This window comes from Brevibacterium paucivorans (genome assembly GCF_016907735.1).
Classification (GTDB): domain Bacteria; phylum Actinomycetota; class Actinomycetes; order Actinomycetales; family Brevibacteriaceae; genus Brevibacterium; species Brevibacterium paucivorans.
Genome location: NZ_JAFBCP010000001.1, coordinates 1,712,353 through 1,724,277, shown reverse-complemented (window position 1 = coordinate 1,724,277; position 11,925 = coordinate 1,712,353). Strand labels below are relative to the sequence as shown.

The 11,925-nt window shown below is 58.6% G+C and carries 11 protein-coding genes; 5 read left to right on the top strand and 6 right to left on the bottom strand.

Features of this window, described 5'->3' with window-relative positions; genetic code table 11:
- Positions 1 to 33 precede the first annotated feature (33 nt).
- Positions 34 to 852 (bottom strand): exodeoxyribonuclease III, encoded by an 819-nt coding sequence (xth, locus tag JOE56_RS08005; RefSeq protein ID WP_204515562.1) that lies wholly within the window; start codon positions 850 to 852, stop codon positions 34 to 36.
- A gap of 104 nt (positions 853 to 956) precedes the next feature.
- Here xth and JOE56_RS08000 point away from each other — a divergent pair, with 104 nt between their 5' ends.
- On the top strand, positions 957 to 1,442 hold the full coding sequence (locus JOE56_RS08000) for a GNAT family N-acetyltransferase (protein WP_204515561.1): 486 nt from the start codon (positions 957 to 959) through the stop codon (positions 1,440 to 1,442).
- 603 nt (positions 1,443 to 2,045) lie between these two features.
- On the opposite strand, the gene JOE56_RS07995 is transcribed toward JOE56_RS08000, so the two are convergent.
- The 3 genes from JOE56_RS07995 to JOE56_RS07985 all read right to left on the bottom strand — a co-directional run bounded on the left by JOE56_RS07995 (position 2,046) and on the right by JOE56_RS07985 (position 5,714).
- The gene (locus tag JOE56_RS07995; protein ID WP_204516109.1) at positions 2,046 to 2,927 is read right to left on the bottom strand and encodes a bifunctional methylenetetrahydrofolate dehydrogenase/methenyltetrahydrofolate cyclohydrolase; all 882 of its coding nucleotides are present in this window, start codon (positions 2,925 to 2,927) and stop codon (positions 2,046 to 2,048) included.
- Positions 2,924 to 4,207, bottom strand: coding sequence for a serine hydroxymethyltransferase (gene glyA / locus JOE56_RS07990; protein ID WP_204515560.1), 1,284 nt, complete (start codon positions 4,205 to 4,207; stop codon positions 2,924 to 2,926). The genes JOE56_RS07995 and glyA overlap by 4 nt, the downstream gene beginning before the upstream one ends.
- A 355-nt stretch (positions 4,208 to 4,562) precedes the next feature.
- Positions 4,563 to 5,714, bottom strand: a complete 1,152-nt coding sequence (locus JOE56_RS07985; RefSeq protein ID WP_204515559.1) for an acyl-CoA dehydrogenase family protein — start codon at positions 5,712 to 5,714, stop codon at positions 4,563 to 4,565.
- Between the two features lie 98 nt (positions 5,715 to 5,812).
- Here JOE56_RS07985 and JOE56_RS07980 point away from each other — a divergent pair, with 98 nt between their 5' ends.
- The 4 genes from JOE56_RS07980 to JOE56_RS07965 are packed head-to-tail and all read left to right on the top strand — an operon-like array spanning position 5,813 to position 10,213.
- Complete coding sequence (locus tag JOE56_RS07980; protein WP_239530403.1) at positions 5,813 to 7,417, top strand: phenylacetate--CoA ligase family protein; 1,605 nt, start codon at positions 5,813 to 5,815, stop codon at positions 7,415 to 7,417.
- 32 nt (positions 7,418 to 7,449) lie between these two features.
- Positions 7,450 to 7,938 (top strand): antibiotic biosynthesis monooxygenase family protein, encoded by a 489-nt coding sequence (locus JOE56_RS07975; protein WP_204515558.1) that lies wholly within the window; start codon positions 7,450 to 7,452, stop codon positions 7,936 to 7,938.
- The gene (locus JOE56_RS07970) at positions 7,935 to 9,113 is read left to right on the top strand and encodes a hypothetical protein (protein WP_204515557.1); all 1,179 of its coding nucleotides are present in this window, start codon (positions 7,935 to 7,937) and stop codon (positions 9,111 to 9,113) included. The genes JOE56_RS07975 and JOE56_RS07970 overlap by 4 nt, the downstream gene beginning before the upstream one ends.
- Positions 9,110 to 10,213, top strand: a complete 1,104-nt coding sequence (locus JOE56_RS07965) for a hypothetical protein (protein ID WP_204515556.1) — start codon at positions 9,110 to 9,112, stop codon at positions 10,211 to 10,213. Before JOE56_RS07970 ends, JOE56_RS07965 begins: the two co-directional genes overlap by 4 nt.
- Before the next feature lie 64 nt (positions 10,214 to 10,277).
- Here the strand turns inward: JOE56_RS07965 and rplQ are convergent, their stop codons facing one another.
- Both rplQ and JOE56_RS07955 read right to left on the bottom strand, forming a co-directional pair.
- On the bottom strand, positions 10,278 to 10,880 hold the full coding sequence (rplQ, locus tag JOE56_RS07960; RefSeq protein ID WP_204515555.1) for a 50S ribosomal protein L17: 603 nt from the start codon (positions 10,878 to 10,880) through the stop codon (positions 10,278 to 10,280).
- A 21-nt stretch (positions 10,881 to 10,901) separates the two neighbouring features.
- Entirely contained in the window at positions 10,902 to 11,900 is a 999-nt protein-coding gene (locus JOE56_RS07955; protein ID WP_204515554.1) for a DNA-directed RNA polymerase subunit alpha, read from the bottom strand.
- Positions 11,901 to 11,925: the final 25 nt, after the last annotated feature.

Sequence of the window (11,925 nt, the reverse complement as noted above, 5' to 3'; positions counted from 1 at the left end):
TGAGCTACAGCTGTTGGTTATTCGTTCTACGGGCTATTCGTTTCCCACCAGTTCCGGCAGGTCGTAATCAATGACGAGTGGCGCGTGGTCACTCCACCGCTCACCCCATGACGCGGCCCGGTGAACGCGTGCGTTCGACGCCAACTCAGCAAGGTTGGGCGTGGCCATGTGGTAGTCGATCCTCCACCCCGCGTCATTGTCGAAGGCCTTGCCTCGCATTGACCACCATGTGTATGGGCCAGGGGTTTCACCGGATAGCGTGCGGTGGACGTCAACCCAACCCAGGTCGCCAAAGAATTCGTCAAAGTACGCGCGTTCTTCAGGGAGGAACCCGGCCTTCTTCTGATTAGCTTTCCAGTTCTTAATGTCAAGTTCTGTGTGGCCCACGTTCAAGTCACCGGTGATGAGGGCGTAGTCGGCACTTGCAGCAAGCTGTGGCAAACGTTCTTTCATGCGATCTAAGAACCGGTACTTATCGTCTTGTTTAGGCGTTCCAGCTTCACCTGAGTGTACATAGGCGGAGACCACGGCCAGCGTGGAACCGTCAGACAGGTCGTAGTCGCATTCGATCCAGCGACCGGAACGTTCAAAGTACTCGTCTCCAATCCCCACGCGCACTTCACGTGCTGGAGTCTGAGAGACAATCGCGACACCTGCCCGTCCTTTTGCTTCCGCATCGGCGCTGTAGGCGTTCCCGCCAAATGGTTCCATGACGCTGTACGCAATGTCATTTGCTGCTCTGACTTCTTGCAGCGTCAGAATCTGTGGCGTGTGCTGGTTATACCAGGGTTCCATTCCTTTCCGCATAGCTGCGCGGATTCCGTTCACATTAACGCTAGCGACTGTAATCATGTGTTCATCTTTTCACGCACAATGTCTTACAAGTGACTCGGCTAACGTCCCTGTCATGAAAATTGGGTACAGTTAGAAGTCCTGAGATGACAAGGAGACGACTCATGGCAACACCGGAATTCGACATTGAACGTCTAGCCGTAAGCCCACTCGACGAAGTCGACGCGGACGACCTCCGCACCTTCTTGGTCGACGAACAACAGAAGTTTTGGGGCGAACGCGACCTCAGCGAAGACCACGATCCATACTGGTTCCGCCAGTTGGCTGCGTCTGGCCTGGTCGCTCGATACAAAAACGAAATCGTTGGGTACCTGCTGGGTGTTATTCCCCTGGACGGCCCCGCTTATATCCACCTCGTTGCTGCTCGCGACGACTTCCGTCACCAGGGAATCGGTCGCAAGCTCTACGACTCGTTCATCGAGTTGGCACGCAACAAGGGTAAGACCGAGGTTCAGGCAACGACCATGCCTGAAAACTCAGCAGCCGTAGCTTTCCACTCGTCCATCGGGTTCGAAAGCGTGCTCATGGACAACTACGCAGGTAAAGACAAACCCCGCATTCTGTTCAAGCTCACGCTCGCCCTGCAGTAAACCGCAGACACGCGCACCAGCCACAGACGGCAAACACAAAAGCGAGGGGATTTCATATCCCCTCGCTTTTCTGTGTGCGCGCAAACTTAGCCAGCTAGACCGCTCGGAGTGAACCACCTTGTCCGGTTTCAGGACATCGTTCACACCCCGAACCTTTACCTTTGAGCCGCTCTCCCGAACTGATGACGCTACTGCACCCACCACCACGGCCAGTATCGTGCCCCGAACAGGTACGGTCACCTCGGGGTCCGAAACGTAAGTGGTTACAGTCGAATCTGCCGACTGCGGCCAAACGAAACGGCGCAAAGCGAGCAAGACTACGCATTATAATGCGACGTCCCGCTCGCTTTGCGCCGTCTGGACTTGGCTAAAACACCCGGAGTGCTTCACTTGGACTGCTCTACCGAGCAGATGTGACACACCAATCAGATACCACGTCGCCACGCGCACAAGAACCATTTACCCACCACCCCTCGAACAGGGTTGGTGGGTAAACACCCTTTTTGTTCGTTTTGTTCACTTTTTCGGCCCAAAATCGGCCAGTTACACACCACCCCTATGCGCAAACCTCTTACTTGTGGTGGGTAACTGGGTTACAGCCCACTACGCAAGTGACCGTTCAGCGCTCTCAATGACGTTACGCAACAGTTCAACGCGCGTCATGGGTCCCACTCCCCCAGGGTTGGGCGAGTAGAACGACGACTTAGCGCGCGCCTCTTCGGAAACGTCGCCCACAACCCGGGACTTACCGGTTTCGGGGTCGGTTTCGCGCGAAACTCCCACGTCAACCAGCACCACGCCGTCCTTGACCGAGTCGCCATCCACGATGTCTTTGACACCTGCGGCGGCGACAACGACATCGGCTTGTTGGAGCAGTTCCTTGAGGTTTGTGGTTCCGGTGTGCGTGAGCGTCACCGTGGCGTTCACGGCGCGGCGGGTCAGGATCAACCCGATGGGGCGACCCACGGTCACTCCGCGGCCAAGCACCACGACGTGTTTACCGTTTAAGTCAACACCGTGGCGTTCTAGAAGCTCAACGATCCCTACCGGTGTACACGGCAAGGACGACTCAACGTCCTCACCTACCCGCAAAACCAGGCGACCCAAGTTCATGGGGTGTAGGCCGTCGGCGTCCTTGTCAGGGTCGATCAGCTCCAAAACCCGGTTGGTGTCGATCCCTTTGGGCAGTGGCAACTGCACGATGAACCCGGTGCATACAGGGTTGTCGTTAAGGCGCTGAACTGCGTCTTCGATTTCCTGCTGGGTCGCGGTTTCCGGGAGGTCTTCACGAATCGACTCGATGCCGACTTCGGCACAGTCGCGGTGTTTACCCGCCACGTACCATTGCGAGCCGGGGTCCTCGCCTACCAGCAAGGTACCCAGGCCAGGCGTCACTCCGTGTTCTTTTAGCCTCGCAACGCGCTCAGAGAATTCCTGCTTGAGCGCTTTTGCAGTCGCTTTTCCGTCGAGAATCTGCGCCATCAGTACTGTTTCAGTCCTTCATAAAGCGGGAATGCTTGGGTCAGTCGAGCCACGCGCTGGCGCTGTTCGTCCAGGTCGCAGCCGGGCTTGAGGACCTGCGCCATGATGTCGGCGACCTCGGTGAATTCTTCGTCACCAAAGCCACGGGAAGCAAGCGCCGGGGTTCCCACCCGCAGGCCCGAGGTGACCATGGGTGGCCGTGGGTCGAAAGGAACTGCGTTGCGGTTGACCGTGATTCCAACCGAGTGGAGCAGGTCTTCTGCTTCCTGACCGTTGAGAGCGGAGTTCCGCAGGTCAACGAGCACCAGGTGAACGTCGGTTCCTTCTGTCAGAACGCTGACACCGGCGTCGGTGACATCGTCCTGGAGGAGGCGTTCAGCCAGGATCTTTGCGCCGCGGAGAGTACGCTCTTGCTTTTCTTTGAACTCGGCGGACTGAGCGATCTTGAACGCGATGGCCTTGGCCGCCACCACGTGCATGAGTGGACCACCCTGCTGACCGGGGAACACAGCTGAGTTGATCTTCTTAGCGATGTCTTCGTCACGGCTCAGAATCAGACCCGAACGTGGACCGCTGAGGGTCTTGTGAACGGTTGAAGACACCACGTCAGCGTATGGCACTGGGCTGGGGTGCAGTCCTGCGGCGACGAGTCCCGCGAAGTGCGCCATGTCGACCCACAGCTTTGCACCAACTTCGTCGGCGATTTCGCGGAAGGCTTCGAAGTCGAGGTGGCGTGGGTAGGCGGACCATCCGGCCACAATTACTTTGGGTTTGCTTTCCAGTGCGGTCTTGCGCACCTTGTCCATGTCCAGGCGGTTGGTCGCTTCGTCCACACCGTAGGCAGCGATGTCATAGAGGCGACCAGAGAAGTTGATCTTCATACCGTGGGTCAAGTGACCACCGTGTGCCAGGCTCATCCCCATGAGCGTGTCTCCCGGGCGAGCCAGAGCGTGCATCACTGCCGCATTTGCTTGAGCACCAGAGTGAGGTTGCACGTTAGCGAAGTTCGCTCCGAAGAGTTCCTTCACACGGTCAATCGCGAGGTTCTCTGCGACGTCTACGTGTTCGCACCCTCCGTAGTAGCGGCGCCCCGGGTATCCTTCCGCGTACTTGTTTGTGAGGACCGACCCCTGTGCTTGCAAAACGGCTTTGGGGACGAAGTTTTCCGAGGCAATCATCTCGAGTGTGTCTCGCTGACGTTGCAGTTCGTCATCCAAAACCTGCGCGATTTCCGGATCGACCTGTTCGAGCGACTCACTCAGAATGGAGGGCACTGACGACATTAAACTCTCCTTGCAGAACTCAGATCAGCACGCATTTTTGTGGCACTGACCACCCGTTTTTACGGGCATATGTTCACCTTAACAGTGACCCCGGACACGGGCGGGAAAGCGACAGCGGAAGAGACGATGACCTCGGGCTGGGAGTGCGTTTAGCTACACTCGACGGGCGAAATCGAGCTGGAGTGTAGCTAAACGAGTCAGAAACCCCTGCCGAGGTGTGAGGAAGTGACTCTGTACGCGCAGCTTTGCGCAGTTGGGACGCACCGGGTGGAGTAGCTAAGTCCAGAAGGCGCAAAACGAGCGAAACTACGCAATATAATGCGCCGTTTCGCTCGTTTTGCGCCGTTGGGAGTGCTTAATCTTCGATGGGCCCCAGCAGTGCGTTGCCGTACGCGGTGTGCAGGCTTTCGTTGTCACTAGGCTGGTAAATTCCGGCCAGGACATCCCGGTACAAGCGCTGGAGTTCACTGCGCGAATAGTACTGGGAGCCCCCACACACGCGAAGGGCAGTATCTACGGCGCTCTTTGCCGCCTCGGCCGACCTATTCTTCGCCGCCGAAAAGTGCAGGAACCACTTCATGCCGTAGTTGGGATCTCGGTCAGTGCCCACCAGGTCAAAGTCCTCCGTGAGCTTTTCAAGCTGCAGGCTGGCACCGTCCATGAGGATTGCGGCGGAGGCGATCTGCCAACGAATGTCGGGGTCCTTGGAGTACGGCTCACCCTTTGCCCGAGACATGCGTTTCTTAACGATCTCGCTGGCCAGGGCAACAGCGCGTTCACCAATACCGTTGTACACACTGCCCAAGAACAGTTCGAAGCACCCGAAAATCCCGAACACAAACGGGTTGTCGTTGGGCCCAACGGGCGTGTGTGTGGCAACGCGGTCGGATGGCAGGACCACGTTGTTCAGGACCGTTGTACACGACTGGGTGGCACGCATGCCCAAGGTGTCCCAGTCGTCCTTGATGTCGATTCCTTCGGAGTCTCGGTCGATGAAACCGAAGACCAGCTGGTCTGAGTCTTTTACGCGAGCATGGACAACCAGACGCGTCCACACTGGCGACAGGGACGTGAAGATCTTGGTGCCCGTGAGCTTGTAGCCGTCATCGGTGGGGACGGCCTCGGTGGTGGAGTCGAACAGAACAGAGTCGTTACCGGCTTCGCTGATACCGAACGCGAAAATGTGTCCTTCCATCGCGTCGCGCAAGACCCAGTCGGTGGTCGAATCGCCCGCACGGTGCAAACGCGCGCACAGTCCCACAATGATCTGGTGCATGTTGAAGGCGAGCGCAGTTGCCGGCGCGGCCTGGGCGAGCGTGCGCTGAACGCGAGAAACCTGGGCGACACTCATGCCCGCCCCTCCAAAGGATTCAGGAACCAACATGGTGAGGTAACCGGCTGCCCGCAAGTCTTCCATGTCCTCGAAACAGAACTCATTATTCGCGTCATAGCGGGGTGCGCGTTCACGTAGCGTGTCAAGAAGTTGGGGAGACAGAATTTCGTTCATGAAGGTTTCCTTTCGTTTCACGTCCCACGTTACCCGTGTGACAGTTCTGGCAAGTGACATCTAGTCAAATCTCACACCTGCACACTAGGTTTGGTCATATGAGAGACAAGCGTCCAGCACTGCGCAAGCCCGACATCAAACGTGGAGCCATCAATATCGCCCGCCAGACCCTGTTGCGTCTGACCAACATGGGCTTGACCACTGCGTACAAGGCGTATCGTGTACACCCGGCCATTTGGCGGTTCACGGCGCGCAACTACCAGCCGGGCCTCGAACGCATTGCCCGGCTCAACGCGTGGATGATCTGTCAACAGGCGTCCCTGGACGTTCCGGCGTACCAAGACTATTTGGTTGAAAACGACTACGAGTTCACGTGGTGGGATCTGCAGAACTACCCTGCGACCAATAAACACGACTACGTCACGCAGTATTCCGAAGACGACCGGTGCTGGAACGGCTCCATTGAGACCGTGGGCACGGTCGTGGACGAATCGTCCGGGTCATCAGGTAAGCCGTTTAACTGGATGCGCTCGAAAAAGGAACTGGACACGGTCCACCGTAATGTGGCTGGGTACGTGACGTTCTTGTTCGGTGCGCGTGACCTGTTCTGTATCAACGCGTTCTCCATGGGCGCGTGGGCCACGGGAACGAACACGGGACTGGCTATGGCCAAGGTCGCCATGGTGAAGAACACGGGCCCTGATCTCGAGAAGATCATTGACACGTTGACCCATTTTGGGCCGGATCACACGTATTTGATCAGTGCGTATCCTCCGTTCCTCAAACACCTCGTCGATTACATGGACAACGACACGGAGCGTGGTTCGGAGTACTGGGACCAGTTCACTCTGAACGGGTTCGTGGGTGGCGAGGCCATGACAGAGGGTCTACGTGAGCACGTGGAGAAGCGGTTCAACCGCGTGTACTCCGGTTACGGGGCCTCTGATCTGACAATCGGTATGGCTGGCGAAACCGATGTGGCTGTTGAGATCCGTAAAGAGCTGACACGCAACAACGACTTCCGCACGGCCCTGCTGGGCGACAACGAGTCGCGCGTTCCTATGATTTTCCAGTACAACCCCCTTGAGACCTTCTTGGAAACAACTGAAGACAATGAGCTTATTGTCACGATTAACTCAGCAGCGGTGATGAGCCCCCGGCTTCGCTACAACATCGGTGATGAGGCCACGCTCATCAGCTTTGACGACATGGTGGGTATCACGCGCGCATTCCCGCATTTAGCAAAACGCTTGTCTGATGCGTTCAAGCGTCAGGGAATGCGCCTGCCGTTCGTGTTGCTGTTTGGTCGGTCGGATTCCACGATTTCGTACATGGGCGCCAACATTTACCCGTTGGACGTTGAGAATGGTTTGTACCGCGATGAGCGTTACGCACCATTGATTGATTCGTTCCGCATTGAGCTTCAGGACACTGGAGCCTTGGAGATGCGGCCCACTTTACATATCCAGCTGCGGGACACCTCGGCGGCGGAGAACTTGGACGCTGACCAGCGCGAACAGATGCGCACCGCGCTCACCACGGGGATTCTTGAGCACTTGTCCGCGGTGTCGCGTGACTTCAAGCAGTCGCTGGAGGAGGACCCGTCGGCGGCCGACATTCGCATTGAACTTCACGACCACGGCACCGGACCGTTCGCGGAGGCAACCAAGAAGATCAAGAACACCTATTTGATGAAGTCCTAACAGCAGAAACACGAACACAAGCAGGAGCACACATGCGTACACGTGACTTTTCGCAAACCCCACCCCAGGGGCAGGGCAACGCTCTGTTCTTAGGATGCAATGAGTACCGTTCGGTTCTGGACATGGCTGATCAGGTGCGCCGGTGGACCAAACTGGCCCGGGCCCTCAAGCACGCCCCCGGCTACCTGTGGCACCGCAGTTACTACGAGTTCCCCAAGCGGATCGGCCTGGTTGTGGTGTTCCAGTCCCTTGATGACCTCATGCGGTTTGCCCGCACGCAGGAGCACCACGAAATCATGCACTGGCTTGTGGGCAAGGGCGACAAGTCCCCGGCTAAAGGCGGGTTTATCCGCATCTACGAGGCCAACGAATGGGGCTACTCGAACGGCATTTTCCGCGCCGAGGACGGACGCACCGGCATGATCGACCGCTTCACTGAACTGTCTGGTGAAGCTTCGACGCCACGCACTGAGCTGCCCAGCGAAACCACCGCACCCAGCACCCGCACCGAATCGCCGTGACCGGCGTGGCTACCATGATCACAGTCGAACAGGTGGAAACGCGCGCTCAGTTGCGTGAGTTCTGCGCAGTTCCAGCGTGGATGACCCCCGCCGAGGTGGCCTCCCGGGTTCCGCTGTTACGTTCCGACATCGTGGCGTGGCACCGGGGCAAGTCGTGGTTTCCCAGCCCGGTGACGTTGTTACTGGCCCGTGACGCTGGTGGCGCGGTTGTGGGCCGGTGTACCGTGCATGCGCACCCCGATATGGACGCGAAGCTCGGCTCCCCCACCCTGCTGTTTGGGGCCCTGGAGTTTGCGCACCGGGACGCGTTCGAAGCGCTCATGTCCACGGTGGAAGAACACGCCGCCCGCACCGGCAAGACGCACATCATGGGACCCGTTTCGCTACTGCCCAACGAGACCGGTGGCGTTGTTGTCGCCGGCCACGAGTACCCGGGGTTCTTTGACTCCGCCTGGAACTCGCCCATGGTGTCCCACGCGTTCGAGACCAGCGGCTTCACCCCGTTCAGCGGCGGCCGCACGTGGGAAGTGGACCTGGGTAATGTGCCGGCAAAACGGGCTACGGCGCCCGCGCCGCAAGAGTTCGCCGAGGTGGGAGTCGAGCTACTGAGTCCCGGCCGGTTGGGTGTGAGAAAGGTTTTAAACCGCGTGTTGCCCACGCTCAACGAAGCGTTCGACCCGCTCCCCTACTACACGCCCATTTCTGAGGAACAATTCGCATCGCAGACCAGTGGCCTGGAACTGCTTATGGACCCCGGACTGATCGTGGCGGCCCAAGAAGTAGATGCCAGCGCAGACTCCAGCAGCGCCACCCCTGTCGCCGGTTTCATTCTCACCGTCCCCGACCCAGTCGAGCATCTTCGCGCAACCAACGGCGCCCTCTCCCCCACCTTCGCCGCGCGGTTGCTACGGGAGCGCCTTTCACGGCAGCGGCTAACGACCTCGGCGAAGGACGCGGTCCTCATCATCCAGGGCTCCCGCCCGTCCGTACAGGGGCGCGGAGTCGTGTCGCTACTAGCGCGCCAACTCTTGTCCACCCTGATCCAGAAGAACTACCGCCGACTTAGAATTACGTTTATAGGCGAGGACAACCCCGGCTCCGAGGCAATCCCGCGCAAGGCCGGCGGACACCCGCTCCACGACATCCGATTCTTCCTCCGAAAGGTGTACACGTGAGCTTCTCCGAGGCCACTTTCGAACGCGTTTTCGCAACCGCAGGCTGGGCGCCCAGCGCGCACAACACGCAACCGTGGGTGCCCCAGGTAAGCTCCCTGGCGAACTCGCACGCTTCGCTTACCGTGCGCGTCGACCCTGAGCGCACGCTCCCCGTGACCGACCCACACGCCATGGACCTCGGCCTCTCCCTGGGCTGCTGGGTTGAGGCGGCCAACATCGCCCTGGGTGCGGATGGCGCGCGCATTGAGCAGGTGCGGGTGCTGGGTGAGGGTCACGGTATCTGGCTGGAGTTGGACGTCGCCGAGGTCGGTGAACGTGGCGCTGACAGCGCGACTGGCCCGTCCCTGGGCGCGGGCATGGGTACGCATGAAACTGACAGCAGGGCCGGTTTTGAACCCGCCGAGGTGTTAAACCGTCAGGTGGACCGTGGCAAGTTAGTGCCGCGCACCGACCGTCTGGAGGAGGCACTCTCCCAGTTCGCTCAAACCAACTTCGCGTACACCTCGGGCCCAATTGCCAGCGCGCAGATCCCCGAGTCCATCTGGAGCGACGCCTCAAGGTACGCGCAGGCGGCGGCACTGTCACCTCGGGAAGCATTGGACGAAACCCTGGAATGGCTGCGCCTTGACGACACTGACCCGCGCTACTACCAGGACGGGCTCACCGCGGAGACGTTGCGGATCCCGCGGGCAGTGGCGCGCACAGGCGCCCGACTCATCAAGGCCGGAAGCGACACACTTTTGAACACGGTGTCCCGCACCGGTGTGTGGAGCACAATGCTGCCCACGTTCGCTTCACGCAAAGCACCGGACAGGCTGGTGTTGGCGCTGCACCGCGATCACGCGTCGCAGGTCAGCGCGGAAGAGTGGGTGCAGGCCGGCCGCGACCTGTTGCGCCTGTGGCTGGTTCTTGCGCGCAACGGGCTTCGGGTCGCCGTTGAGTCTCAGCTCAAGGACACTCCTTTGTCTGCTGCCATGCTGTGCGATGTTTTGCGTCGCACCGACCCTCACGGCAACTTTGTGCCGTTTGCCGTGTTCTCAGTGGGTGAGTCCGCGGGCGAGGTTCCCAAGTCGCACCGCTTGGTGGAGAATCAGACCTAGTCGAAACGGCGCAAAGCAAAGAGCCCGTCCACCAAACGGTGAACGGGCTCTTGCGTGAGAAACCTTACTTGGTTTCTTCTTCAGCCTTTTCGTCTGCTTCTTCAGTAGCGTCCTCAGCCTTGTCCTGCGCTTCTTCGTCAGCTTCAGCCTGTGCTTCGTCTTCCTGAGCACCGGAGTCAACGTCAGCAGGAGCTTCAGCCTTAGCCTCATCGGCTTCGTCGACCTTCTCTTCAGCTACGTCAGCTTCTTCAGCAGCAGCGGTTTCAGCAACTGCTTCGGCTTCCTTGACGGTCTTTTCCTTAGGTGAGTAAGGCTCAAGAACCAGTTCAATGACAGCCATTGGAGCGTTGTCACCGCGGCGAGGACCGATCTTGGTGATGCGGGTGTATCCACCTGGGCGCTCAGCAACAGCAGGAGCGATCGAGGTGAACAGTTCGTGCACGATTCCCTTGTCGGAAATCGAAGCAAGCACGCGACGGCGCGACGCGAGGTCGCCACGCTTTGCGAACGTGATGAGACGTTCAGCAACGGGGCGCAGGCGTTTTGCCTTGGTCACCGTGGTGGTCACTGACTTGTTTTCAAAGAGCTGGGCTGCCAGATTGTTCAGCAACGCCCGCTCGTGCGCCGGGGAACCTCCCAGACGGGTTCCCTTAGTAGGGGTAGGCATGGATATTTCTCCTTGGAATTCTTAGAACTGTTCGTCCTCAACGAACGATTCGTCTGAGTCGAGGTTAGCTTCACCGAATCCGTTCGGGCTGTCCTTGAGGCTCAGGTTCAGTTCATTAAGTTTCTGCTTGACTTCGTCGATGGACTTCGAACCGAAGTTACGGATGTCCATGAGGTCAGCTTCGCTACGAGCAACCAGTTCACCGACAGTGTGGATACCTTCGCGCTTGAGGCAGTTGTACGAACGAACCGTCAGATCGAGGTCTTCGATCGCAAGCGCCAAGTCAGCTGCCAGAGCAGCGTCAACCGGCGACGGTCCAATGTCGATACCTTCTGCTTCCACGTTGAGTTCGCGAGCGAGACCGAACAGTTCGACAAGAGTCTTACCGGCCGATGCAACTGCGTCACGTGGCAGAATCGATGGTTTAGTTTCCACGTCGATGATCAGGCGGTCGAAGTCAGTGCGCTGTTCAACACGCGTAGCTTCAACCTTGTAGGTGACCTTCAGCACGGGCGAGTAGATCGAGTCGACAGGAATACGACCGATCTCAGCATCCGCGTTCTTGTTCTGCGCAGCAGAAACGTATCCGCGTCCGCGTTCGATCGTCAGTTCAATGTCGAGCTGACCTTCGTCATTCAGCGTGGCGATGTGCAGGTCCGGGTTGTGGACCTCTACACCGCCAGGCGCAGAAATGTCGGCGGCCGTGACTTCGCCAGGACCCTGCTTGCGCAGGTAGGCGACGACAGGCTCGTCGAATTCCGAGGAGACGACCAGTGACTTGAGGTTCAAGATGAACTCGGTGACGTCTTCCTTAACTCCAGGCACGGTTGAGAACTCGTGCAGGACACCGTCCACCCGGATGCTTGTGACAGAAGCGCCAGGGATTGAGGACAGCAGGGTGCGACGAAGTGAGTTACCGAGGGTATAACCGAAACCTGGTTCAAGAGGTTCAATGATGAATCGTGAACGGTAGTCGGATACGACCTCTTCGTTAAGCGTGGGGCGTTGTGCAATTAGCACGTTGGCTTCCTTTCAGCGAGCAACC

What these genes read in the sequence shown, in the direction of transcription:
- JOE56_RS08000 (WP_204515561.1), top strand. Translation starts at nt 957, where the DNA reads ATGGCAACACCGGAATTCGACATTGAACGTCTAGCCGTAAGCCCACTC.
- JOE56_RS07975 (WP_204515558.1), top strand. Translation starts at nt 7,450, where the DNA reads ATGCGTACACGTGACTTTTCGCAAACCCCACCCCAGGGGCAGGGCAAC.
- glyA (WP_204515560.1), bottom strand. Translation starts at nt 4,207, where the DNA reads ATGTCGTCAGTGCCCTCCATTCTGAGTGAGTCGCTCGAACAGGTCGAT.
- xth (WP_204515562.1), bottom strand. Translation starts at nt 852, where the DNA reads ATGATTACAGTCGCTAGCGTTAATGTGAACGGAATCCGCGCAGCTATG.
- rplQ (WP_204515555.1), bottom strand. Translation starts at nt 10,880, where the DNA reads ATGCCTACCCCTACTAAGGGAACCCGTCTGGGAGGTTCCCCGGCGCAC.
- JOE56_RS07980 (WP_239530403.1), top strand. Translation starts at nt 5,813, where the DNA reads ATGAGAGACAAGCGTCCAGCACTGCGCAAGCCCGACATCAAACGTGGA.
- JOE56_RS07985 (WP_204515559.1), bottom strand. Translation starts at nt 5,714, where the DNA reads ATGAACGAAATTCTGTCTCCCCAACTTCTTGACACGCTACGTGAACGC.